Consider the following 23830-nt stretch of genomic DNA (forward strand, 5'->3'; position numbering starts at 1 on the left):
GTTAGATCTCCATCCCGAAGTGCTCGCTGAAACGTACATCGCCTTCGATCATGTCGCGCATGTCCCCCACTTCGTTGCGGAACATCAGGGTGCGCTCAATGCCCATGCCGAAGGCAAAACCTGAATACACGTCCGGATCGATGCCGGCGGCGCGGAGCACGTTGGGGTTGACCATGCCGCAGCCGCCCCACTCGATCCAGCGCGGGCCGCCCTTGGCCCCGGGGTGCCAGATGTCCAGCTCCGCTGACGGTTCGGTAAACGGGAAATAGTTGGGCCGCAGCCGGATCTGGGCTTCGTCGCCGAACATCTGCCGTGCGAAGTGCTCCAGCGTGCCGCGGAGGTCAGCCATGCTCAGGTGCTTGTCGATCGCGAGGCCCTCGAACTGGTGGAACACCGGAGTATGGGTCGCATCGAGTTCGTCGGTGCGGAACACCTTGCCCGGGCACAGCACATAAATGGGCAGCTCGCGCTCGAGCATGGAGCGGACCTGCACCGGCGAAGTGTGCGTGCGCATCAGCAGGTGGGCTTCGGGCGGCTCCACGAAGAAGGTGTCCTGCATTTCGCGGGCGGGGTGGTCCGGCTTGAAGTTAAGGGCGTCGAAGTTGAACCATTCCGACTCGACTTCCGGGCCCTCGGCGATTTCCCAGCCCATACCCACGAAGATGTCCGCCACCCGGTCCTGGAGCGTGGAGAGCGGGTGCCGGGCACCGGCACGGCGGCGGCGGGGCGCGGCGGTGACGTCCACGGTCTCTTCCAGGAGGATCCGGGCGTCGTTTTCCGCTTCCAGCTCCGCCGTACGGTCGGCGAGCGCCTTGTTGACCCGTCCGCGCGAAGCGCCCATCAGCTTTCCGGCGAGGGCCTTCTGGTCCTTGGGCAGCTTGCCAATCTCACGGTTGGCAAGGCTGAGCGGGGACTTCTCGCCGGTATGGGCGAGCCGCACCGCCTTCAGCTCGTCAAGGGTGCCAGCGCCGGCAATGGCGGCGATGGCCTGGTCTACAGCGGCAGTGATGGCGGCTTCATCCGTGGGGTTCGGGATGGCGGCGCCCGGCAAAGTTTCAGTCATCTACTGTTCTTAGCTACGAGTCGTGGCTGCCGGTGAACGGGGCAGCCCTGCACGGTTTCCCGGGGGCGCGTCCGTCACTGGCAGGTCATGGATGAATGTCCCCAATGCCAACTGTGCATTCCGGTTCATTCAATGACCAGGTCAGGGCACACCGGCTGAGCCGGCGGCCACTGCCCTCCAGTCTAATTGAAGGCTCCGGCTACCATAGCCTCATGACAGTGCCGCGGCGCCCGGGAACCCAAAAGCGCCTCACCGCTGCGCAGAGACTGCGGCAGGCGGCGAACCTGGCGAACGGCAGCACCTTCCTTGGCCTCGCCGTGGCCCTCGCCGCGCGCACCCGGATCAGCAGGGGCCCACGCGGCCTGATCCTGGCGTCGGGGTACAGGCCGCGGCTGCCGTTCGCCGGGGCCTTCACATTGGGCAACGTGGTGCTGTGCCGGTGCAGCTCCGCTGAGCTGTTGTCCAGGCCGGCCCTGCTGGGCCACGAGGAAAAGCATTGCACGCAATACGCCTGGTGCCTGGGCGCACCGTTCCTTCCCCTGTATCTCCTGGCCGCAGGGTGGTCGCTGGTGCGCACCGGCAACCCGGGGACGCGCAATCCCTTTGAGCGCCACGCCGGACTGGAAGCCGGCGGATATCCAGCACACAAAACCCGCCGCCGGCCCTCGCGCCGCCCCCGGCCTGAGGTGGAGGTCTGACGCATGCCCGCTGCTCATGACACCGATGAAACGGCTGGACGCGCCACCCGCACCGGCGCCTCCCCCGGCACTGTCCGCGTGTCGGGAACGGGCTCGGCGGAAGCTGCCCCCGATCTCACAGTGGTTTCCATCGGCGTGGAGTGCCGGGCCGATTCGGTGGGGCAAGCCTACTCCCGGGCCGGAGCCGGCCTGGCCGCCGTTACTGCCTCCTTCCGCAGCCACGGGGTCCCCGGCTCCGACATCCGCACATCGGGCCTCAACGTCCGTGCGGACCTCGCCTGGCGCGAAGGCGAAGGGCAGCGCGTCACCGGGTACGTGGCATCCAGCACCTTCACCGTGAAGCTGAGGGTCCCGGGTTCCGCCTCGGCCGCCATCGCAGATGCCGTTGAGGCGGGCGGGAACGACGTCCGGCTGAGCGGTGTCGAACTCACGTTCAGCGATGACGCGGCTGTGCGGGCACGCGCCCGGGAGGCCGCCTGGCTTGACGCGCTCAGCACCGCCAGGCAGTACGCGCAGCTTGCCTCGGCCCGGCTGGGACGCGTGCTTTCGGTAGCGGAGGAAGGCGCAGTCCAGGGTCCAGTGCCGCTGCCGCGGATGCAGCGGGCTGCTGCCGTGGAATCCCTCAGCGTGGAGGCCGGCAATTCCGTGGTGGATGCGGCAGTGACCGTGGAGTGGGAACTCCTGGCGGACACGTAGGCACACGCCAACAAGGAGGGCAGGCCGCCGCAACGCGTCTATGCTTGACATTGTTTCGAACATAGATTCGAATGGACGGCATGAGATGGGATGCCCAAGCACTGATGGCCCGGCCCGCGGAATCGGCTGCGAATGCCCCGTCCCCCGCATTGCTTCCCCTGGCTGGCCTGGTCCGCTCCATCACAACCCCCGAGTTCGCAGGGATCACCTTCCACGAGGTCACCGCCAAATCGGTGCTCAACAAGGTGCCTGCCGGCTCGCGGATGCCCTTTGAATGGACCATCAACCCTTACCGGGGATGCAGCCACGCCTGCGTGTACTGCTTCGCCCGCAAGAGCCACACCTACCTTGATTTCGACGCCGGGCTGGACTTTGACAGCCAGGTGGTAGTGAAAGTCAACGCGGCCGAGGTCCTCAGGAAGGAACTGGGCAAACCATCGTGGACGCGCCCGCAGGTTGCCCTGGGTACCAACACGGACCCCTATCAGCGGGCCGAGGGCCGCTACCAGCTCATGCCGGGCATCATCACCGCCCTTGCCGAGTCCGGCACTCCCCTGTCCATCCTCACTAAGGGCACCCTGCTTGCCCGGGACATTCCCCTGCTCAAGAGCGCGGCCGCCCAAGTGCCCGTGGGCCTTGGCATCTCGCTGGCCATGACAGACGAAGCCCTGTCCGAGGCCATCGAGCCCGGAACTCCCGGTCCCCGGGCACGCCTCAAGCTCGTTTCCCGCCTCCGTGAAGCCGGCCTGCCCTGCGGCGTCATGGCCATGCCCATTCTGCCGTGGCTCTCGGACAGCGACGAAGCCCTGGACGCGTTGTTTGCGTCCCTGGCTGCCGCGGGGGCCACCGGCGTCACCGCCGGAGCCCTGTACCTCAAGCCGGGGACCAGGGAATGGTTCATGAAGTGGATTGCCGCCAACCATCCCGGGCTCGCGGGCCGGTACCGCCGGCTCTACGGAACGGGTTCGTATGCGTCCAAGGAGTACCGCTCGTGGCTTGCGGGCAAAGTCCGGTATTTCAAAGCCCGCCACGGGTTTACCAACACCTCCGGCTTCAGCCATAGGGACCTCGAGGACGATCCCAGGGGCGAGGAAGCCGAGTACCCCGAAGGCATCATCCCCCAGGCGGCAGCGGCCGGAGGGAAATCTGCCGGGGGCAGATCAACAGCCGGGGGCAGATCAACATCCGGGGGCAACGGTGCTTCCGGGGGGCAGGCAACGCTCTTCTAGGGCAGTGTGCTTTCTGCCTTGACGGCGACCGCGTCAAGCAGGGCCCGGACTATGGGGAAGTCCGCGGGAATCCACGGCAGGTCCAGGACCGCACCTTGGTTGTCCAGTTGTACCCACCGAAGTTCGTCGTGGTCCTCCAGGGGCTTCGGCTCCCCGTGGGCGATCTCCGCGAACCACACCCGCATGCTCGCGCGGGGGTTCAAGGGCCAGCCGCCCGGAACCTGGGACGCGAGCTCGGCGCCTAGCCGGACGCCGATGCCCAGTTCCTCGAGCAGTTCGCGGGCCAGCGCGGCCTTCGGTTCCTCGCCGGGTTCCACTTTGCCGCCCGGGAACTCCCAGAGTCCTGCCAACTGCTCCGGCGCGCTGCGCCGAGCCACCAGCAGCATGGAGGGTTCCGCCAGGCTGTCCACGACGGCTCCGCCTACCACTTGTATGAGTCCATTCACCGGCCCATTCTATGGGGGACAATAAAAGGACCAGCTGCATAGGTCCTCCCGCAACGGGAATACCACTTCCCCTTTCCGGGTTGTCTGCAGGGTCCGGACTCCTCCTGCCCCACTGCCGTGGCATTGGTCCATCACTACTTTCCTCCGTCGAAAAGCAGGCTTATGAGCAGCGTCCTCCAAACGTCCACGGCAGCCCCCGCCCGATCCACCAACGTGGCCATGGCCATCGTCGCCCTTGCCATGGGCGGCGTTGGCATCGGAGTCACCGAATTCACCATGATGGGCCTGCTGAGGGAAGTGGAGCAGGGCCTCGGGGTTTCCACACCGGAAGCGGGCCACCTCATCTCCGCCTACGCCCTCGGAGTCGTCGTGGGCGCCCCGCTGCTGGCCGCAGTAGGTGCCAAGCTTCCCCGTAAGCACCTGGCCCTTGGACTGATGATGTTCTTCACGGTGGCCAACCTGGCGTCATTCCTGGCCCCGGACTACGGAACAATGCTGGCTTCGCGCTTCGCCGCCGGCCTGCCGCATGGTGCATTTTTTGGGGTGGCGGCAGTCATCGCCGCCTCCCTGGTGCCACCCACACGGCGGGGCTGGGCCATTTCCATGGTGATGGCCGGCCTGAGTATCTCCAACGTGGTGGGAGTTCCGTTTACCACCTGGTTGGGCCAGGCGTACGGATGGCGCCTCCTGTTTATCCTGGTGGGACTGATCGGCCTGCTGACCCTTGCCCTGGTGTGGAAGTTTGTCCCCTTCCATGAGGCCCATCCGGATGCGAGCATTCGGCGTGAACTGGGTGCGCTCAAACGCCTGCAGGTGTGGCTGGCCATTCTGATCGGCATTGTTGGCTTTGGCGGCTTCTTTGCAACGTACACCTACATCGCCCACACCATGACCATGGTGGCGGGCATTCCGTCCTCGTTAATTCCCATGGTGGTGGCCCTGTACGGGCTGGGGATGGTGGCCGGCAACATTGTGGGCGGCCGGATTGCGGACAGGTCCGTGATGGGCACGCTCTACAACGTGCTGCCCGGCATAGCCGTTGCCTTGGTGGTGTACGCCGTGGCCGTGCAGTGGCCCTGGTCCGCCTTTGTCATGGTATTCGTGGTGGGCGCTTCCGGGTCCATGCTGATCCCCGCGCTGCAGACCCGGCTCCTGGACGCGTCGCCCGATGCCCCCTCCCTCGCATCATCGCTGAACCATGCAGCGCTGAACGTCGCAAACGCGCTCGGGGCATTCCTCGGCGGACTGGTGATCGCGCTGGGCTGGGGCTACACAGCCCCTGCCCTGGTAGGTGCCGTCCTCGCCCTGTTGGGGCTCGGCGTCGCCATAGCCAGCGGACTGCTGGAGCGGAAAAAGCCGCTGACCGCCTGATCCTGGAGCCTCAACCGGGCGCTGCGCCGCACTGGGCTGCCAAGCCAACAGCACCGCGTCTACTTGCTGTAGGCCTGCTGACTTTACGTGGCCCGTATGTTAGCTTGAGCCCCATCGGGACCATGAGATCCCGGTCACAATAAGGAGGAGACATGGGTTTTCTTGCTTGGATTATTTTGGGCCTCATCGTAGGGGCCATTGTTAAGGCTGTCATGCCCGGACGGGTTGGCGGCGGCTGGGTAACCAGCCTGGTTCTGGGCGTCGTTGGCGCCATTGTGGGCGGCTGGATTGGTAGCCTCCTGTTCAACAGGGGCGATCTTGCCTTCTTCGATCTCGGCACCTGGATTCTCGCCATCGTCGGCGGCCTGGTTGTGGCCGGCATCTACGGAGCAATCACCGGCCGTGGCAAGGCTACCCGCGCACCCTGATCCGCGTTCACGCAGAACATCAACAAACAAGGGCTCCGGTGAACCGGAGCCCTTACATGTTTAAGCGTGCACAATTCTTCGCACGGCGGTGGGCCTGGAAAGCTGAAGCGGCCGGATGCTAAGCAGTCACCGCCACCGGAAGGTGCTGGGAACGCGCGCTGGCGTAGAGGCAGACCGTGGCCGCTGTGCCCAGGTTGAGGCTTTCCGCGGAACCGTACACGGGCACGGCCACCCGGTGGTCCGCAAGCGCGAGCTCTTCCTCCGACAGCCCCTGGGCCTCGTTGCCGAACAGCCAGGCCGTGGGCTGCTCCAGGGCATACTCCGATTCCGGGCCTTCGCCGGTCAGCCGGCGCCGGGCGTTCTCGTCCTGCAGGGTGTCCAGGTTCAAGGTCCCGTAGCCGTCCGCTGCCAATACCCCGATCCCCCTGGCACGGCAGGCGGCCGCAAGTTCGCCAACGTCCGCGCCCAGCACCACGGGAAGGTGGAACAGGGAGCCTGCTGTGGAGCGCACGGCCTTGGGGTTGTAAATGTCAACGCTGGAGGCGGTCAGGATCACGGCATCGGCTCCGGCCGAGTCCGCCGCGCGCAGGACCGTCCCGGCATTACCGGGGTCGCGGACCTGGCAGAGCACGGCAATCAGGCGGGGCCCGGCGTCGAGCACTTCCTGCAGCGGAACGTCAACGAAGCGGCAAACTGCGATGATCCCCTGGGGGTTGACGGTGTCCGCCATAGCAGCCAGGACTTCGTCCGTGGCCAGGCGGGCGTTGACCCCCTGGGACAGCTCCTCGAATTCCGGATACCGGTCCAGGCAGCTTTCGCTGGCGAAAACTTCGGTGACCACCCCGGGCCGGCCGTCGGCCACCCGCTGCTGATGGAGCCGGAGCGCTTCCCGCACTGCCTGTGGCCCTTCGGCAAGGAACTGTCCGCGCTTTAAACGCGCCGGGCGCCCGGCAAGCTTTGCCACGTCCCTCACCCGATCAGCTCGGGGATTGGACAGTGGGAAATCTTGCGGGCGCCCGGTTTCGTTCATATAAGAACTTTAGTGGCTGCTGCCACCGGTTCTTGAACTGTCCCTGGCGGGAACAGTCAGCTGCTAGGCAACAACCTTCTTGGCGGAGGTGTCGGCAGGCAGGGAGTCCTTGGCAACCTTGACCAGCGCTGCGAAAGCGTTGGCGTCGGAAACGGCCAGTTCGGCGAGCATGCGGCGGTCAACCTCAACCTCAGCGGCCTTCAGGCCCTGGATCAGACGGTTGTAGGTGAGGCCGTTGGCGCGGGATGCAGCGTTGATGCGCTGGATCCACAGGCGGCGGAAGTCGCCCTTCTTCTTCTTGCGGTCGCCGTAGCTGTACACAAACGAGTGCAGCAGCTGCTCTTTGGCCTTGCGGTACAAGCGTGAACGCTGTCCACGGTAGCCCTTTGCGCGTTCAAGAATAACCCGGCGCTTCTTGTGGGCGTTGACCGCCCTCTTCACACGTGCCACGTGCGTACTCCTTCGAAAATTCTGCTCCCAAGCATCTACTGCCGGTAGTCCCGGCGGCCTGAGAAGGCTTTTTGGTAGGTGACTTACACCAGGTGGTGGTCAGTCAAAGAACTTGGAAACTAGATGCCGAGCATCTTCCGGATGACCTTGGCGTCGCCCTTGAAGACGATCTTGTCGCCGGCGAGGCGGCGGGTCAGCCTGGAGGACTTGTGCTCGAGGTAGTGGCGGCGGTTGGCCTGCTGGCGGCGCAGCTTGCCGCTGCCGGTCAGCTTGAAGCGCTTCTTGGCACCACTGTGGGTCTTCATCTTCGGCATGGGAACCGATCTCCTTACGTTCCGCAGGCTGGGCCTGCAGCTCTATCGCGCAGCTGCCCCTCAGGGCGGCGTGCTGGTTGCTGACTGCCGGAGGGCGACCTCCGGCAGCTGTGGACTAAGTGGTCTTCTTGCCGGCCGGCTTTGGCGCTGCCTTGGGGGCGGGCCGTGCGGCAGGCTTCGGCGCAGCGGGCCTGGCCACCGGCTTCGGCGGAGCAGGCACTGCCGCGGGCTTCGGCGCCGCTGCAGGTGCGGCTGCAGCAGGCTTCTCTGCAGCAGCCTTCGGTGCCGGCGCGGCCTTGGGCTCTGCCGCCTTGGGAGCAGCCGCCTTGGGTGCAGCGGCAGCCTTCGGTGCTTCGGCCTTGGGGGCCTCCTGCTTCGGAGCAGCTGCCTTGCGGGCTTCCTGCTTCGGTGCCTCGGCGGCCTTGGGGGCCTCCTGCTTCGGCGCTTCGGCTGCGGCGGGCTCGACGACGGAGGCCGGCTCCTGGACAGGAGCCTCCGCTGCTGCCTCGGGTTCGGTCGAGACGGTGAATCCCTCGGGAAGCAGATCCGCCAGTGACTGGGTCATGGGTGCCTGGTCGTCGCCGGAGGTGTCAACGCGGCCGGAAGCCTTGGCTTCGTTCTGCGCCTTCGCTTCGGCACGCTGCGTAGCGCGGCGGGCTTCGGCCTTGGCCTCTGCCTTGTTCTTCAGCGGACCAACCACCATGACCATGTTGCGGCCGTCGATGCGGGGGCTGGACTCAACAACGCCAACTTCGGCGACGTCGTCGGCGAAGCGCTGGAGCAGGCGGATGCCCATCTCCGGACGCTGCTGCTCGCGGCCACGGAACTGGATCATGGCCTTGACCTTGTCCCCGGCACCGAGGAAGCGCAGTGCATGCCCGCGCTTGGTCTCGTAGTCGTGGGTGTCGATCTTCAGGCGGAAGCGGATTTCCTTCAGAACGGTGTTCGTCTGGTTCTTCCGCGCTTCACGTGCCTTAACCGCGGCCTCGTACTTGTACTTGCCGAAGTCCATCAGCTTGCACACCGGAGGCTTCGCCTGAGGTGCAACTTCAACGAGATCAAGGTCGGACTCGGCAGCCAGACGCAGGGCATCCTCAATACGGACGATTCCTACCTGTTCACCTGCAGGGCCGACCAGCCGCACCTCGGGGACGCGGATACGCTCATTGATTCTTGGCTCGCTAATGTTAAAGCTCCTGTTGTTGTTGTGGAATCCCGGCAAATAGAGAAGGCCCCCAATTGCCGGAGCAATCGAAGGCCTCTGATAGGTCGGATGCGGATCCCGCGAAGGGACTGCACACACAGATCCGGCTGATACCGGGGCCGTGCCCAACCAGGTACCCGGCAACCTTGAGTTCCAAACAATCCGGAACAGCGGCTGGCGCGGGTGGGAGAGAACTCCGCTTGCAAACTGCATGCCATCTTACAGAAAAAATTCCCGTCAACGCTGTGCAGCGCCGGTGGGAACCTTGATCGTTGGAACAATCTCTGAAATAACGACATCCAGTCGGTCTGTGTCAAGCTTACCAGTATGAGCACCCCAGACAGTAATTCATACGTTTTCGAGCCTGCGGCGGATGAGGCAGGTGCCGCCGGCGACGTCTCGCAGCAGATCCGCGACATTTCCGAAGTGCCGGCGATCGAGGTCATCACCACAGCGGCCGTCCACCTGATGAGTGCAGCCGCAGTGAAGCTGGGGCTGGCGGCCGAGGACAATGCCGAGGAACTGAAGGACCTGGACGAGGCCCGGAAACTGATCACCGCCCTGGCCGGCCTGGTGACCGCCGCCGCCCCGGAGATCGGCTCACAGCACGCCGGACCCTTGCGTGACGGACTGCGGTCCCTGCAGCTGGCGTTCCGCGAAGAGTCCCTGATCCCCGACGCCCCGGGCAAGGGCCCGGGCGAGAAGTACACCGGGGCAGTTAACTGACCGGACCGCCACACCCTTTTCTAAACCCCCGACGACGGCGGGACGGCCTTCAAAGGTCGTCCCGCCGTCGTCCATTTAACGGAGTTTTTGTCCAGATATGCCGACTTTAACGCCTTGGAAGCCTGCATAGGTGGACAAAAACTCGGCCTGCCGGACTCGGAATTACTGGGCCCTGATCTTCCCCCGGCGGCGCTGCTGGAGGACAAGGCCTGCGAAGCAGAGCACGACGCCGGCTGTGCCCACCGCAACGAAGCCGCCGGATGGCCCTGTGCCGTCGATGAAGACGCCCGCGAGGGGCGCACCCAGGGCCACGCCTCCCGTGAGGGCCGAGCCGTACCAGCCCATGGCCTCGCCGCGGCGTTCCTCAGCCACCAGGTCCGCAACTTTTTCCGATGCGGAGGACAGCACGGGCGCGCACAGCAGTCCCGGCAGGATTGAGACGAGCGCGAGCGACCAGGTATCGTGCGCAAACCCCATGGGGATGGTCAGGGCCGCCATTCCGAGCAGCAGGAGGATCGGCGAAACGGGGCGGTGCATGGCCCCGTAGATCAGGCCTCCCACCACGGACGCGGCACACCAAAAGAGGAAGACGATGCCGATTTCGGCCTGGCGTCCTCCCGTTTCCAGGGCGGCGACGATGCCGACGTCGGTCCCGCTCAGCACCATGCCCGCCCCTGCTGCCACAGCGAAGACGGCCGCCACGGTGGCGGTGAACCAGGCGAAGTTCTGGACCACTTTGCCGCGCAGGCCCGGTCCGGGACGCGCGGTGCCCGCAGGGACCAGTTCTGCCGCAGCCTCCTGCAAGTGCGCGGGGGCGGCGGACACCACGGCGGCCTCGGCGGCGTGGCGCTCGTCGGCACTGCGTTCCCCGTCCTGCGCAGGGCTTCGGGTAGGCGGGTTGAACCACATCAGGAACAGTCCGGCCAGGGACGTGGAGACCCCCACTATGGTGAGGCCCAGCACCGTGAAGCCGCTGGTGGCGACGATTGCGCCTGCTGCGGGACCGATCATGAACACCACCTCAGTGGTGATTGCGTCGAGGGCGAAGGCTGTACGGCGCTGGTCGCCGTCGGCCAGCACGCCCAGGGACTGGCGCACCACGCTGAAAATGGGCAGTGTGAGCAGCCCGCCCACAAACACCAGCGGAAGGAGCCACTGGTAGGACACATGCGGAACAACGGACCAGATAACTGCTTCCGAGATCACCGAGGGGATGAGTGCTGTCCGGAGGCCCACGGTGTCAACCCGCCTGCCACGCCATGGCGCACCCACCGCAATGCCGATGGTCATGACGGCCGCGGCGGCGCCGGCGGCTGCGTACCCCTGGTTAAGGGTGAGCACGATGTGCAGCGTCAGCAGCACCCCGGCGGCGGAGTGGGGAATGCGGGCCACCATGCCCACCAGCAGCAGCCGGCGGATTGGCCGGACGGCGAGCAACTCCCGGTAGAGAGCGAAATTCACGGAGCGATCCTTAGGTCTGCCGCAGCGGCCGGGGATCACCCCGCTGGCTGCCGGCTAGTGGTCTGCGCGCCTCAACTTGACGTCGACCGAGTCGACGCGCTCCCCAAACAATACATTCCGGGACCACTGGGCCTGGAGTCCGGCCACGAGCTCCTGCACCCCCGCGGCATCCAGCCCGTCCTCGAGGTAGAGCACCACCTGCAGTTCAGGGCCGGCACCGCCGCCGGCAGCCACCGTTCCATCGGCGGCACGGGTGGCCACTCCCCTGCCGGGCACCAGTTCGAGGTTCCGGACGGCGGGAAAGCCGGCGGCGGCCCTGCCCATTTCCCCGGCGAGTTCCTGGTCCTTGTAGGAAGGCGTCCACTGCTGCTGCTGGGCCAGCGCCCACACGGCCGGCCGCCGGACCACGAAGGTGAAGTCAGAGCCTGGGTCAAGAACCAGCAGCTCTGCACCTTCGGAGACGGCTGAGAGCGCGGCGCGGGCGGCGTACACGGCAACGGGCCTGGCGTCCGGATGCCAGGCGGACAGGGCCGCTGCGGAGGTAAAGACGGGCATCGCCGTCCTGCCATCCGGGGCCTTGAGCGTTACCAGCGCCATGTCGGCCTGTTTATCTGCCTGCAGGCCGTCCTGGCCTTCCGCTTCTTCCGCTAGCTGGGCAACAATCGGGATAAACACGCGTGCGGTGGCGAGCGAGGCGACGACGCCCGCCTCGTCCCCGCTTCCCTCCCGGAGTGCCGCGATGGCGGCGGCGTAGGCGCTGCTGGCCGTCCCGTCGTCGTTCTCGAAATTGTGGATTCTGGCGTCGTCGCCGGCCAGGCTCCGCCCCGCCCAGGGCTGCCCTGCGGAGTCCGTGGCGCCGCCGGCGCCTGCCAGTGCCGCAGCGATATGCCCCGGCAGCTGCCGGGGTGGCGTAGTGCCTGATTCGTTGGCCATGACGGCGTGCGCCCTTAGCGGCGGCCGGCCACGTCGAGGGCTTCGGGCAGCGTGAAGGCGCCGGCATAGAGGGCCTTGCCCACGATCGCCCCTTCAACGCCCAGCGGCACCAGGGAACGCAGGACCTTGAGGTCGTCGAGGCTGGAGATGCCTCCGGAGGCAACAACGGGCTTGCCCGTTTTCTCCACCATCTGGCGGAGGAGTTCAACGTTGGGCCCCTGCAGGGTGCCATCCTTTGTCACGTCCGTGACCACGTACCGGCTGCAGCCTGCTTCCTCGAGGCGGCCCAGGACTTCCCAGAGGTCTCCGCCTTCCTTTGTCCAGCCGCGGCCGGCCAGGGTGGTTCCGCGGACGTCGAGTCCGACGGCGATCTTGTCACCAAACCGCTCGATGGCCCGGCGGGTCCATTCGGGGTTTTCCAGCGCAGCGGTTCCCAGGTTTACGCGGGCAACGCCGAGATCCAGGGCCGCTTCAAGGGTTTCGTCGTCGCGGAGTCCGCCGGACAGTTCCACCTTGATCTCCAGCCGGCCCACCACCTCGCGCAGCAGTTCCGCATTTGAGCCGCGGCCGAAGGCTGCATCCAGGTCCACCAGGTGGACCCACTCAGCTCCCTGCTGCTGCCAGTTCAGTGCCGCTTCAAGCGGCGTTCCGTAACTGGTCTCACTGCCTGCTTCGCCCTGCACCAGCCGGACGGCCTGGCCGTTGACGACGTCGACGGCGGGCAGCAGTTCTAGAACGGGCAGGTCGGTTGCAGTGCTCATGTTGAATCCTCAGGATGGGGGCAGGATGGCCTGCCGCGGTCAGTTGCCCGGCAGCGTCAGCAGGTAGGCGGCGAGCAGCGACATGCCCGCAAGAACGTAAAACGATATCTGGGTCCACAGCGGCTTGCGCTGCTGCCTGAAGGACAGGGCGCCGCCGACGAGTACGCCGGCGAGCCCCATCAGGAGAACGGACCACATCTAGGCGGAGCCTTCTTCCGGCGAGGACCCATCACCGGGGGCCTGGCTGCCGGCGGAGGGCCTGCGCAGGGCATCCACCCAGTTATGCAGCAGGCGCGCGCCCGCGTCACCGGATTTCTCGGGGTGGAACTGGGTGGCGCAGAGCGGGCCATTTTCGACTGCAGCGATAAACGGCGCGCCGTGTTCGGACCATGTGACCAGGGGCGCGGCCATCCGCGGCTGAATGACGTCGAAGTTCCATTCCTGGACCCCGTAGGAGTGCACGAAGTAGAAGCGTTCGTTTTCGACGCCGGCAAACAGCTTCGATCCCTCGGGCACCTTGACGGTGTTCCAGCCCATGTGCGGAACCACGTCCGCCGGCAGGAGTTCCACCTTGCCGGGCCATTCACCCATGCCTTCAGCCTCGGTGCCATGCTCCACTCCGGCTTCAAAAAGGACCTGGAGGCCTACGCAGATGCCCAGGACCGGCCGGCCGCCGGCCACCCGCCGGCCGATGAGGCGGATGCCGTCCACGGCTTTGAGCTCACGCATCACTGTTTCGAAGGCCCCGACTCCGGGAACCACCAGGCCGTCGGCGTTCAGGACGTCCTCGGGCTTGGAGCTCAGGATGACTTCCGCCCCGGCCCGTTCCAGCGCCCGCACGGCGGACCGGACATTTCCGGAGCCGTAATCCAGGACGGTGACGGTGGGCTTGCCCTCGGGCGAGGGCAGCTTGTGGGAAGCGGAGGGATCGACGATGGCACCGTCCCGAAGGACCTGGCCGCTCACAGCGCACCCTTGGTGGAGGGAATCCCCTCAACACGGGGATCAGGTTCCACGGCAGCACGGAGCGCCCGCGCGAACGCCTTGAACTGGGCCTCTACGATGTGGTGCGGATCGCGGCCCGCGATGACGTTCATGTGCAGGCAGATACCCGCGTGCAGCGTGATGGCCTCGAAGACGTGCCGGGTCAGGGATCCCGTGAAGTGGCCGCCGATGAGGTGGTATTCCTGGCCGGCGGGCTCGCCCCCGTGCACCAGGTAGGGACGTCCGGAAACGTCAACGACGGCGTGCGCAAGGGCTTCGTCCAGGGGAACGGTGGCCTCGCCAAACCGGCGGATGCCGGCCTTGTTTCCCAGCGCGGTGCGCAGCACCTCCCCGAAGGTGATGGCTACGTCCTCCACGGTGTGGTGGACATCGATGTGGATGTCACCTGTGGCTTTGACGGTCATGTCGATCAGCGAGTGCTTGCAGAGCGCCGTGAGCATGTGGTCGTAGAAAGGTACCGACGTGTCGATGTCCGAGGTGCCGGTGCCGTCCAGGTTGATTTCCACGAGCACGGACGACTCACTGGTGGCACGTTCCATGCGCGCAGTGCGGGCCGCAGCCACGTTCGATCCGGTGGTACTCATGCTTTGGGTCCTTTTGGGCAGATGGGGTGGTTCAGGGCGTCCAGCGCCGCTGCTTCCAGTCTAGGCGGGAAGCGTGGCCTGGCTTGCAAGGATGCTTTCCAGGGATGTGAGGAAGGCTGTGGTTTCGGTCTCAGTTCCGGCCGTGACCCGGAGGTGGCCGGGAATCCCCACGTCCCGGATCAGCACTCCGGCGTCCAGCAGCTCCTGCCAGACCTGGTGCGGGTTCTCCAGTCCGCCGAAAAAGACGTAATTGGAGTCCGACGCTGCGGGCTTCAGGCCCATCCGCGTCAGCTCCGACACGATGCGGTCCCGCTGCTTCTTGATGTCTTCCACATCCGCCATCAGTGCCTCGCGGTGCTGGAGGGCAGCCAGGGCAGTGGCCTGCGTGATGGCTGAGAGGTGGTACGGCAGCCGGACCAGGCGGAGGGCATCGGCAACTTCGGGTGCGGCAGCCATGTAGCCCAGCCGGGCTCCGGCCAGCGCGAATGCCTTGCTCATGGTCCTGGACACGATCAGCCGCTCCCGGCCGGGCAGCAACGTCAGTGCGCTGGGCGTCCCGTCGTGTGCGAACTCGTGGTATGCCTCATCCACAATGACGATGGTCTGGCTTGCTTCGCCTGCCTCGTACACGGCCTCCACGACATCCAGCCCCAGCCCGGTCCCCGTGGGGTTGTTGGGCGAACAGAGGAAGACGATGTTGGGCTGCAGTTCCTTGACCTGCCGCGCTGCCGATTCAGCGCTGAGGCCGTAGCCTTCGGCGCGCTCTCCGACGATGTATTCAGTGTCCGTTCCGCTGGCCAGCAGCGGATACATCGAGTACGTGGGCGGAAAGCCGAGCGCTGAGCGTCCGGGACCGCCGAATGCCTGGAGGATCTGCTGGAGTACCTCGTTTGAGCCGTTCGCAGCCCAGAGGTTGGTCTCATCGAGGCCGTGGCCCAGGTATTCCGCCAGCGCTTTGCGCAGTTCCGTGAACTCCCGGTCCGGGTAGCGGTTCAGGCCCGCGGCGGCTTCGGTGACTGCCGCACTGATGGCCGCCCTTACGTCCGCCGGAACACCATGGGTGTTTTCGTTGACGTTCAGGAGGATGGGGACGTCCAGCTGGGGCGCACCGTAAGGGGTAAGCCCGCGGAGGTTGCTGCGGAGGGGAAGCCGGTTCAGGCGTTCTAGCTGGTCATTCACCTGAACAGTTTAGTGCCCGTGCCGGAGGGCGGAAAATGTGACGGGTTCCTGTTCGCCCTCGGCATGCGCCCCCGGCCCATTCCATGGAGCAGCCCCCGCTGGTCCGGACCCTTGCTGCCGGCTATGGCAGCTCAGCCGGCGGGAACGAACAACTGCTGGCCGGGGAAGACTGCGCCTGCGGAGAGGTTGTTGAGCTGCACGATGTCGGCCACAACATCGCGTGCGTCGCGATCAGGCGCCACGGCGGCTGCGATCCCCCACAGCGACTGGCCGGGCTGGACCGTCACGGTGACCGCGGAGGTCGTCTGGAGCTCCGCGTCTGAGTCGGAGGCTTTTGCCGGGGAGTTGAAGAAGCCTGCCAGCGAGAGCAGCAGGGCGGCCAGAAGAACCAGGGGAATACCGATCAGCACGATGCGGCCGCGCCGGGTCAGCCGCAGGGGCGGAAGGGGGGCCGGCCGTTCCGGCTGCCGCTCTTCAGGCCGGGACAGAAGGTGCTGCACAGAGAGCAGCTGTGGACGTGAACCCCGCGAAACAGATGTAGCTGACATGAACTGAGCCCTCCTGGACCATACTGTGCTGCCCGGATGTTCTGCTCCGACGCCCCCTAGGGCTTTCCGGTGCCACTTTCGAATGGCCGGCGTTCGCAGTAGAACATATGTTCGAACTTTGCTTCTTCTGTTTTAGCACCTATCAACGAACATTGTCGAGACTCGCTAGAACAAATGTTTGAAAAAGCAGTGTGGCTGGCCTAGTTTTGAACGAAAGAACAACCACCCGGACAGTCGATCAGCAGGGTCTGACATTATGGGGCGGGATCGTCCAGGGCCTTGCCGTGGAGAGGCCCGGCGGACACCGAAAGGCATTGGCGAATATGGCAGCAGCAGCCGCCGGGGGCAGGGCAACCGCGCAACCGAAGAGGACCGCCAAGGGCCTGACGCCACGGCAGAAGAAGATCCTGGAAACGATCCAGCGTTCCGTCAATGTGAACGGCTACCCCCCGTCCATGCGGGAAATCGGAGATACCGTGGGCCTGGCCAGCCTTTCCAGCGTCACCCACCAGCTGTCCCAGCTGGAAAAACTGGGCTATCTGCGCCGTGACCCGAAGCGTCCGCGCGCCATGGAGGTCCTGATGCCCCTGACTTTGGACGGTGGTGCGGCCAAACCCGCCAGCCAGCCATCAGCAGTGCCCCCCAGCGGCGGCGCCACTGTCACGGAGCTGCCCACTGCCCTTGACACTGCGATGGTTCCCCTTGTTGGCCGCATCGCAGCCGGTGGTCCCATCCTGGCGGACCAGCAGGTGGAGGACGTTATGCCGCTCCCCCGGCAGCTGGTGGGCCAGGGCGAACTGTTTATGCTCCGGGTGGCCGGGGATTCCATGGTGGACGCGGCCATCTGTGATGGCGACTGGGTTGTGGTGCGCCGCCAGGCGGATGCAGCCAACGGCGATATCGTCGCTGCCCTCCTCGACGATGAGGCCACTGTCAAGACATTCCGGCAGCGTGACGGTCACACGTGGCTGCTCCCCCAGAACACCCAGTACGAGCCCATCCTCGGAGACCACGCCACCATCATGGGCAAGGTCGTGTCAGTGCTCCGGTCCCTGTAGCCAGGTTCCCCGCTGGGTAGCAGGCCCGGGCAGTGTTTAGGCCTGCGCAGGGTCAAACACTCCGCCCAGCCAAACACTGCCCCGGCCTGGGCATCAGGCGTTCTCGCCCGCCAGCCTCTCCAGGGCCGCGATTGCCGTCTTCCGGTCCGTTGTGGACCAGAACGGCGGCAGCGCTCCCCGGAGGAACCCTGCGTAGCGCTCGGTGGCAAGCCGTGAGTCAAGCACAGCCACCACTCCCTTGTCCCCCGTGGAGCGGATCAACCGGCCTGCGCCCTGGGCGAGCCGGATGGCGGCATGGGTGGCCGAAACCGACATGAAGCCGTTGCCGCCAGCCTGTGCCACGGCCCGGGAGCGCGCCGTCATGAGGGGATCGTCCGGCCGCGGAAAGGGAATCCGGTCTATCACCACAAGGCGGCAGGACCCGCCAGGGACATCCACGCCCTGCCACAGGGACATGGTTCCGAACAGGCAGGTATCGGGCTCGTCGGCGAACTGCTTGACCAAGGCGGTCATGGTGGAATCGCCCTGGCAGAGGACCGTCATGTCCAGCTTGGGGCGGAGGGCTTCGGCGGCTTCCTCTGCGGCGCGCCGGGAGGAAAACAGGCACAGTGCGCCGCCGCCGGAAGCGCGGATGAGCGCCTCGAGTTCGTCCAGTGCTTCCGGGGATGCGCCCCTTCCGGGCTTCGGCAGGTGCCCGGCAACGTAGAGGATGCCCTGCTTGGGGTAGTCGAAGGGCGACCCCACGTCCACGCCTTTCCAGCGGGGGGCACCCTCGCCCACGAGTCCCAGCCCGCCGGCGGCAGGCTCAAACGCTGAACCAATGGCCAGCGTGGCAGAAGTAAGTACAACGGTGTGCCCGGAGAACAGGCCTTCCCGCAGCCGCCCGGCCACGGACAGCGGCGCAATGTTGATCAAAGCCGGCGCCGTCTCATCCGGCTGGGAAAATCCCTGCGCGGGATCAAAGGCGCTGGCGCGGGAAAACCACACCACTTCGCGGTTCTCCCGGGCAGCGAGGAGCCGTTCGCAAAGTTCCAGGATGAGCATCAGGCGGGACCGCGCAAGCTGCCTCCCGCCGTCGGGCGTGGCATTGCCGTCCCCCTTCGAATCCGAGAGGGCGGCCCGGCAGGCATCACGCAGCTGGTCCACGCAGTCCAGCTGTTCGTCATTCAGCCCGTTGGGCAGCAGTCCGTTGGGCACGCCGGCAAGGGCAAGTTCCAGGTTGGCGGCCGCGGCGTTGAGCGCGTCAACGGTGATGGCGGTGTGCTTGCGGGCGCCGGCGGCAGCCGCATGGACCATGGCCACGGACAACTGGCCGGAGACCGCCCCGGTGACCCGGTCCTGGAGTTCGTGCGCCTCGTCCACCACCACGACGTCGTACTCGGGCAGGACCGCAAGCCCCTCAAAGGCGCTGACGGCGAGCATCGCATGGTTCGTGACCACGACGTCCGCCTCCGCAGCGTCCTGCCGGGCAAGTTCACTGAAGCACTCTGCTGCCATGGGGCACTTTTGGGCGCCGAGGCACTCCATGGAGGTCACGGACACCTGGCGCCAGGCGCGGTCCGTAACGCCCGGCAGCAGCTCGTCGCGGTCGCCAGTGGCGGTCTTCTCCGCCCACTCCCGCAGGCGTACCACTTCCTTGCCGAGCTGGGACGAAGGGCCGCCAACGGAGGCCGCGAAGTGCGGCACACTGGTGTCCTCGCCCAGGCTGAACAGCTGGCCTTCCGCGGGTTCCTCGCTGGGGAAGCCGCCTTCCAGCTTGTGCCGGCAGACATAGTTGGACCGCCCCTTGACCAGCGCCACCTTGACCGGCCTGTCCAGGGCGGGAGTGATGGCCTTGAGCAGCCGGGGCAGGTCCCGGCCAACGATCTGCGTCTGGAGCGCAAGCGTGGCCGTGGACACCAGGGCGGGCTTGTTGCTTTTCAGGGCGTGGGCGATGAGGGGTATCAGGTAGGCCAGCGACTTGCCGGTGCCCGTGCCTGCCTGGACCAGGAGGTGGTCCCCCGTTCCCAGCGCACGGGCCACCTGCCTGGCCATCTCATGCTGGCCCTCACGGCTTTGTCCGCCCATGCCTGCAACGGCCCGGTCGAGCAGTTCGATCACGAACTGCTCGCCGGCCGTCTCCGTGGCTTCCGGGGCCACGACGTCAGTCATTGCTGACGAAGGGTTCCAGTTCGGCCGCAAAGCCTTCCCGGACCATCACCACGGCCCGGGTGCCTTCCTCCACGTGGTCCACGCTGATGATCTCGGCGTCAGACTCGTGGAGTTTACTGAGCAGGTCTCCGCGATCGTACGGGATGAGCAGCTCCAGCTTGACGCCTGGCCTGGGAATGGCGTCACTGATCGCCTTGAGCAGCTCCGCAATGCCTTCACCCGTGCGGGCGGACACCACGACGTGCCGCGGCTCGCGCTGCCTAAGCCGCTCCACCACGAAGGGATCGGCGGCGTCGGCTTTGTTGAGCACGATGATCTCCGGCACCTTGCGGGCGTCCACTTCGCTGAAGACCTTGCGGACTGCAGCTATCTGTCCTTCCGGGTCCGGGTGCGAGACGTCCACCACGTGGAGGATGAGGTCCGCGTCCGCAACTTCCTCCAGCGTGGAGCGGAACGCCTCCACCAGCTGCGTAGGCAGCGACCGGACGAAACCCACAGTGTCCGCGAGCGTATAGCCCAGCCCGTCCGCAGTTTCGGCCTTGCGGACAGTGGGGTCCAAGGTGGCAAACAGGGCGTTCTCCACCAGGACTCCGGCGTCGGTCAGGCGGTTGAGCAGCGAGGACTTGCCCGCGTTGGTGTAGCCGGCGATCGCAACGGACGGCACGGAATTACGACGGCGGTTGGCCCGCTTGGTCTCGCGTGCCGGCTTCATTGCGGCGATCTCCCGCCGCAGCTTGGCCATCCGGGTACGGATGCGACGGCGGTCCAGCTCGATCTTCGTTTCACCGGGACCGCGCGAGCCCATGCCAGCCGCGGCGCCGCCCACCTGCCCGCCGGCCTGGCGGGACATTGACTCGCCCCAGCCGCGCAGGCGCGGCAGGAGGTACTCGAGCTGCGCCAGCTCCACTTGTGCCTTGCCTTCGCGGCTCTTGGCGTGCTGGGCGAAGATATCCAAAATCAGGGCTGTCCGGTCGATGACCTTGACCTTGACGATGTCCTCCAGGCCACGGCGCTGCGAGGGTGCAAGCTCGGCATCCACAACAACGGTGTCCGCGCCGGTGGACATTACGATGTCCCGGAGCTCAAGCGCCTTGCCCGAGCCCAGGAATGTCCCGGGGTCCGGCTTGTCACGGCGCTGGACCAGTCCGTCAAGGACCTCGGAGCCGGCAGTTTCGGCAAGGGCGGCGAGTTCCCGCAGCGAGTTCTCGGCGTCGGCCAGGGTGCCTTCGGACCAGAGCCCCGCCAGGACCACGCGCTCAAGGCGCAGCTGGCGGTACTCGACCTCAGTGACGTCTTCCAGTTCGGTGGACAGTCCTGCGGTACGGCGCAGGGCGCGGCGTTCCTCGAGGTCCTGCTGGTCGCCGTCGTACGTTGAATGTTCTTCGTCCAGGCGGGAAATTGCCTGGGCTTTGCCGAACACTGCCCTTCCGTCGCTGCCCTTCGCCTCGCCGCTGTGCGGGCTGGGGGTCCTGGCCGGTACGTCCTTGGAGAGAATCCGGTCAATGACAGCCTGGATTTCCTCGGGACTCATGTCCTGGGCGGCTGGATCTGATCCGGTGTTGGGCTGGCTGGTCATGGTCTCCTTTGAAGATTCGGCAGTTCCAGAATAGTGCCGATTGCTGGTGGTTGGGGAAGTATTCGCGGTGGGCTGACGGCCTGCGGTCATCCAAGGCTCCTGGCTTGCTGGGCCGGCGCTGCGGACAGCAGCAACGGCAGGGGTGCCACGTGGTGGTTCGTAGCGGAGAAGGAAACAGCCGGAAACGGCGATAAGTCCAGCAGGAAGCTGGCTTTCGAGTGTGGTCCGGCGACCGGAACAGGCGGATTCCGCGTGGTCCGGTGCACACAGCGGAAGATTCGGAGAAACCGCATCGCTGGGTGGGACATGCTGTCGCTTGAGGACAGGCTTCGGGACGGGCATGGCCCGTGCCGGCTACTCGAAGATCAGGAACATGCCCTCCAGCCTAGCAGAGGGCCATACGCGCGGTTTCCCTTTACGCTGCAAGGGGAACTACTCTGGCCAGTTATGGAGTCCGCACATTATTTCAGCGCAACGCCCGCCGGCCCTTTCACCCGCAAGCCCCTGGCTGTTGAACTCGCCGGGCAGACGCGCAGGCTGCAGACTTCCTCCGGCATCTTCAGCCCCGACGGGATTGACAAAGGCACGGCGATCCTGCTCAGCGAGGTACCCGCTCCCGCGCCCCAGGGAAACCTCCTGGACATCGGCTGCGGCTGGGGGCCCATTGCCCTGACCATGGCCCTCAAAGCGCCCTCCGCCAGGGTCTACGCCGTGGACGTCAACGAACGCTGCATCACGCTGACAAACGAGAACGCCGCAGCACTCGGGCTTGCCAACGTCACAGCCAGCACCCCCGACGCCGTGGATCCCGAGCTGCGCTTTGACACGATCTGGTCCAATCCCCCCATCCGGATCGGCAAGGACGAACTGCACTCTCTGCTGAAGTTGTGGATTCCGCGCCTGGCTCCGGGCGGGACGGCCTGGCTGGTGGTGCAGAAGAACCTCGGGGCCGACTCGCTTCAGCGGTGGCTTTCGGCTGAGCTGGACGAATCCTTCACGGTCAGCCGGGAGTCGACGTCAAAGTCGTTCCGGATCCTGAAGGTCAGGAAAGCGTCCCGTTTGCCACAATAACTGCAGGGCCGCTGAGCTCCACGTGTTCGTGGCCTCCCGGACCGGCGAAGAACTTGACTCCCACTACGCCTCCGGGAACGTGGACGCGCCAGGCGTCCGGGGCTTCCGCGCCGGCCCAGTGGCGAATGGCCACAGCGGCGGCGCAGGCACCTGTTCCGCAGGACTGCGTCTCCCCTACGCCGCGTTCGTGCACGCGCATGGTGACAGAGCCGACGCCGTCGTGGACCAGCGGCTCGGACGGAACCACGAACTCCACGTTGGTCCCGTTTGCCGGAACGGGGTCGACCACGGGCGCGGTGAACAGCTGTGTTCCCGCGAGTTCGGAAAGCTCAGCGAGGGCAACGACCGTATGCGGGTTGCCCATGCTGACCGAAAGGGCGGGGCGTGGAACCTCCAGGCCCTCGGCGGTCACCAGTGAGTCCATGGCCTTCGCCGTGGCCTCGCCCGGGAAAATGAATTCCCACGGCCCCATGTCCACGGCATAGCCTTCCCCCATCCGTACCACGGTTTTGACGCCGGCCCGCGTGCCAATGGTGAGGGCACCGCCGTCGGGCAGCTCGATCAGGCCCTCGGTCCGGAGGAAATGGACAAAGACGCGGACGCCGTTGCCGCACATTTCGGACAGCGAGCCGTCCCCGTTGCGGTAGTCCATAAACCACTCAGCCTCGGGTGCGGCAGCCAGCAACTCGCGGCCTTCCGGGAGGAACCGCGACGGAACTGCCCGGATGAGGCCGTCCCCGCCGATCCCGCGGTGCCGGTCACACAGGGCTGCAACGGCTTCGGCCGTGATGGTATGGACGCCCTCGGGATCAGCCACCAGGACGAAGTCATTGCCGGTGCCGTGCCCCTTGGAGAAGCGGAGCCCGCTCAGGGTGCTTAAGGCCGGCGCGGTGGTTTCTGCGAGGGTTGTGTCCATGGTTCCAAGGGTACCGGCCGTGCGCTGCAGCCCTAAAAACGGCAGAGCCCCGATGCTGTGCCCGGCAAGGCCGGATCCTGCCAGTCCAGCCAGTGGATACGCGGATCGGCCCGGAACCAGGTGAGCTGGCGCCGGGCGAACTGGCGGGTGGCCACGATGGTGTCCTCAGCGGCCTCGGGAACAGTCCACTCGCCGTCGATAACACGCAGGAACTGCGAGTACCCCAGGGCGCGGGGGGCAGTCTTTCCCTGCCGCAGCCCGCGGGCGTCCAGCTCTTGGACCTCGGCGAGCAGGCCGGCCTCCACCATGCCGTGCACACGGCGGGCAAGCCGGTCCCGAAGCGCCTCACGGTCCACCGCCAGGCCAACCTGGACGGCAGGCTGGAAGTACTCACGCTGCGGCATGAAGGAACTGAACGGCCGTCCGGTGAGCTGATGGACCTCCAGGGCGCGGATGATCCTCCGGTCATCCGAAAGCCGGCCGGCGGAGACCGGATCCACCTTCCGCAGCCGGTCCAGCAGCACTGTTTTCCCCTGGCCGGCGAGTTCGGATTCCAGCCTTTGGCGTACCAGCGGATCAGTGCCCGGAAACTCTAGGACGTCCAGCGCGGCCCGCAAGTAGAGGCCGGAGCCTCCGGCCAGGATGGCGCGCTTGCCGCGGGCGTGGATGTCCGTAATGAGCTCCCGCGCCTGCTGCTGGAACTGCGACACGCTGGATTCCTGGGTTACCTCCAGGATGTCCAGCAGGTGGTGCGGGACTCCCCTGCGTTCAGCGTGGGTGATTTTTGCCGTGCCAATGTCCATGCCCCGGTAGAACTGCATGGCGTCGGCATTGATGACTTCACCGTCGAGTTCAAGGGCAAGGTTGACAGCGAGGTCAGACTTCCCGGACCCGGTGGGACCAACGACGGCGATGACTGGCGGTGAGCCCAC

At 66.1% G+C, this 23830-nt stretch carries 26 protein-coding genes; 8 read left to right on the forward strand and 18 right to left on the reverse strand.

Annotated features, from left to right (window positions below; all coding sequences use genetic code 11):
* Position 1: 1 nt before the first annotated feature.
* Entirely contained in the window at positions 2–1063 is a 1062-nt protein-coding gene (gene pheS / locus ACIQF4_RS14790; RefSeq protein ID WP_174180341.1) for a phenylalanine--tRNA ligase subunit alpha, read from the reverse strand.
* 212 nt (positions 1064–1275) lie between these two features.
* Here pheS and ACIQF4_RS14795 point away from each other — a divergent pair, with 212 nt between their 5' ends.
* From ACIQF4_RS14795 to ACIQF4_RS14805, 3 genes are all read left to right on the forward strand, one after another.
* Positions 1276–1761, forward strand: coding sequence for a hypothetical protein (locus ACIQF4_RS14795; RefSeq protein WP_400516536.1), 486 nt, complete (start codon positions 1276–1278; stop codon positions 1759–1761).
* A gap of 3 nt (positions 1762–1764) precedes the next feature.
* Positions 1765–2457: an SIMPL domain-containing protein gene (locus tag ACIQF4_RS14800; protein WP_400516535.1), complete on the forward strand. Its 693-nt coding sequence runs from the start codon at positions 1765–1767 to the stop codon at positions 2455–2457.
* A gap of 80 nt (positions 2458–2537) precedes the next feature.
* On the forward strand, positions 2538–3686 hold the full coding sequence (locus ACIQF4_RS14805; protein ID WP_400516561.1) for an Rv2578c family radical SAM protein: 1149 nt from the start codon (positions 2538–2540) through the stop codon (positions 3684–3686).
* Here ACIQF4_RS14805 and ACIQF4_RS14810 read toward each other — a convergent pair.
* Positions 3683–4132, reverse strand: a complete 450-nt coding sequence (locus ACIQF4_RS14810) for a (deoxy)nucleoside triphosphate pyrophosphohydrolase (protein ID WP_400516534.1) — start codon at positions 4130–4132, stop codon at positions 3683–3685. The two genes, ACIQF4_RS14805 and ACIQF4_RS14810, sit on opposite strands and share 4 nt — an antisense overlap.
* 162 nt (positions 4133–4294) lie before the next feature.
* On the opposite strand from ACIQF4_RS14810, the gene ACIQF4_RS14815 reads away from it, so the two are divergent.
* On the forward strand, positions 4295–5503 hold the full coding sequence (locus tag ACIQF4_RS14815) for an MFS transporter (RefSeq protein WP_400516533.1): 1209 nt from the start codon (positions 4295–4297) through the stop codon (positions 5501–5503).
* 152 nt (positions 5504–5655) lie between these two features.
* Entirely contained in the window at positions 5656–5931 is a 276-nt protein-coding gene (locus ACIQF4_RS14820; protein ID WP_009358633.1) for a GlsB/YeaQ/YmgE family stress response membrane protein, read from the forward strand.
* A gap of 118 nt (positions 5932–6049) precedes the next feature.
* Here ACIQF4_RS14820 and ACIQF4_RS14825 read toward each other — a convergent pair whose 3' ends face one another.
* The 4 genes from ACIQF4_RS14825 to infC form a co-directional block, all read right to left on the reverse strand.
* On the reverse strand, positions 6050–6961 hold the full coding sequence (locus tag ACIQF4_RS14825; RefSeq protein WP_400516531.1) for a TrmH family RNA methyltransferase: 912 nt from the start codon (positions 6959–6961) through the stop codon (positions 6050–6052).
* A gap of 63 nt (positions 6962–7024) precedes the next feature.
* Entirely contained in the window at positions 7025–7411 is a 387-nt protein-coding gene (gene rplT / locus ACIQF4_RS14830; protein ID WP_066274920.1) for a 50S ribosomal protein L20, read from the reverse strand.
* A 119-nt stretch (positions 7412–7530) separates the two neighbouring features.
* Entirely contained in the window at positions 7531–7725 is a 195-nt protein-coding gene (rpmI, locus tag ACIQF4_RS14835; RefSeq protein WP_009358635.1) for a 50S ribosomal protein L35, read from the reverse strand.
* 115 nt (positions 7726–7840) lie between these two features.
* A complete protein-coding gene (infC, locus tag ACIQF4_RS14840; protein WP_400516530.1) occupies positions 7841–8869 on the reverse strand; it encodes a translation initiation factor IF-3 in 1029 nt (342 codons plus the stop codon).
* 387 nt (positions 8870–9256) lie between these two features.
* Between infC and ACIQF4_RS14845 the strand changes: the two genes are divergently transcribed.
* Positions 9257–9655 carry a DUF1844 domain-containing protein gene (locus ACIQF4_RS14845; protein WP_174180349.1) on the forward strand — a complete coding sequence of 133 codons (399 nt, stop codon included), beginning with the start codon at positions 9257–9259 and terminating at the stop codon, positions 9653–9655.
* 162 nt (positions 9656–9817) lie between these two features.
* Here ACIQF4_RS14845 and ACIQF4_RS14850 read toward each other — a convergent pair whose 3' ends face one another.
* The 8 genes from ACIQF4_RS14850 to ACIQF4_RS14885 all read right to left on the reverse strand — a co-directional run bounded on the left by ACIQF4_RS14850 (position 9818) and on the right by ACIQF4_RS14885 (position 16126).
* Positions 9818–11116, reverse strand: coding sequence for an MFS transporter (locus ACIQF4_RS14850; RefSeq protein WP_400516529.1), 1299 nt, complete (start codon positions 11114–11116; stop codon positions 9818–9820).
* Positions 11117–11170: 54 nt separating this feature from the next.
* Positions 11171–12049 carry an SseB family protein gene (locus ACIQF4_RS14855; RefSeq protein ID WP_400516528.1) on the reverse strand — a complete coding sequence of 293 codons (879 nt, stop codon included), beginning with the start codon at positions 12047–12049 and terminating at the stop codon, positions 11171–11173.
* Between the two features lie 14 nt (positions 12050–12063).
* Positions 12064–12810 (reverse strand): bifunctional 1-(5-phosphoribosyl)-5-((5-phosphoribosylamino)methylideneamino)imidazole-4-carboxamide isomerase/phosphoribosylanthranilate isomerase PriA, encoded by a 747-nt coding sequence (gene priA, locus ACIQF4_RS14860; protein ID WP_400516527.1) that lies wholly within the window; start codon positions 12808–12810, stop codon positions 12064–12066.
* Between the two features lie 39 nt (positions 12811–12849).
* The gene (locus tag ACIQF4_RS14865; protein WP_377195512.1) at positions 12850–13008 is read right to left on the reverse strand and encodes a hypothetical protein; all 159 of its coding nucleotides are present in this window, start codon (positions 13006–13008) and stop codon (positions 12850–12852) included.
* Positions 13009–13776: an imidazole glycerol phosphate synthase subunit HisH gene (gene hisH, locus ACIQF4_RS14870; RefSeq protein ID WP_350004594.1), complete on the reverse strand. Its 768-nt coding sequence runs from the start codon at positions 13774–13776 to the stop codon at positions 13009–13011.
* Positions 13773–14399 (reverse strand): imidazoleglycerol-phosphate dehydratase HisB, encoded by a 627-nt coding sequence (hisB, locus tag ACIQF4_RS14875; RefSeq protein WP_066274905.1) that lies wholly within the window; start codon positions 14397–14399, stop codon positions 13773–13775. The genes hisH and hisB overlap by 4 nt, the downstream gene beginning before the upstream one ends.
* A gap of 60 nt (positions 14400–14459) precedes the next feature.
* A complete protein-coding gene (locus tag ACIQF4_RS14880; protein WP_400516525.1) occupies positions 14460–15578 on the reverse strand; it encodes a histidinol-phosphate transaminase in 1119 nt (372 codons plus the stop codon).
* Positions 15579–15709: 131 nt separating this feature from the next.
* A complete protein-coding gene (locus tag ACIQF4_RS14885) occupies positions 15710–16126 on the reverse strand; it encodes a LysM peptidoglycan-binding domain-containing protein (protein ID WP_350004598.1) in 417 nt (138 codons plus the stop codon).
* Positions 16127–16449: 323 nt separating this feature from the next.
* Here ACIQF4_RS14885 and lexA point away from each other — a divergent pair, with 323 nt between their 5' ends.
* Positions 16450–17184: a transcriptional repressor LexA gene (gene lexA / locus ACIQF4_RS14890; RefSeq protein ID WP_400516523.1), complete on the forward strand. Its 735-nt coding sequence runs from the start codon at positions 16450–16452 to the stop codon at positions 17182–17184.
* 93 nt (positions 17185–17277) lie between these two features.
* Here the strand turns inward: lexA and ACIQF4_RS14895 are convergent, their stop codons facing one another.
* Entirely contained in the window at positions 17278–19335 is a 2058-nt protein-coding gene (locus ACIQF4_RS14895; RefSeq protein WP_400516521.1) for an ATP-dependent DNA helicase, read from the reverse strand.
* Positions 19328–20911, reverse strand: coding sequence for a GTPase HflX (gene hflX / locus ACIQF4_RS14900; RefSeq protein ID WP_350004603.1), 1584 nt, complete (start codon positions 20909–20911; stop codon positions 19328–19330). The genes ACIQF4_RS14895 and hflX overlap by 8 nt, the downstream gene beginning before the upstream one ends.
* A 447-nt stretch (positions 20912–21358) precedes the next feature.
* Between hflX and ACIQF4_RS14905 the strand changes: the two genes are divergently transcribed.
* On the forward strand, positions 21359–21982 hold the full coding sequence (locus ACIQF4_RS14905) for a class I SAM-dependent methyltransferase (RefSeq protein ID WP_400516519.1): 624 nt from the start codon (positions 21359–21361) through the stop codon (positions 21980–21982).
* On the opposite strand, the gene dapF is transcribed toward ACIQF4_RS14905, so the two are convergent.
* Both dapF and miaA read right to left on the reverse strand, forming a co-directional pair.
* On the reverse strand, positions 21954–22898 hold the full coding sequence (gene dapF, locus ACIQF4_RS14910) for a diaminopimelate epimerase (RefSeq protein ID WP_400516518.1): 945 nt from the start codon (positions 22896–22898) through the stop codon (positions 21954–21956). The two genes, ACIQF4_RS14905 and dapF, sit on opposite strands and share 29 nt — an antisense overlap.
* Before the next feature lie 32 nt (positions 22899–22930).
* Positions 22931–23830: a tRNA (adenosine(37)-N6)-dimethylallyltransferase MiaA gene (miaA, locus tag ACIQF4_RS14915; protein WP_400516517.1), complete on the reverse strand. Its 900-nt coding sequence runs from the start codon at positions 23828–23830 to the stop codon at positions 22931–22933.

Source organism: Pseudarthrobacter sp. NPDC092202 (genome assembly GCF_044755505.1).
Taxonomy (GTDB): Bacteria; Actinomycetota; Actinomycetes; order Actinomycetales; family Micrococcaceae; genus Arthrobacter.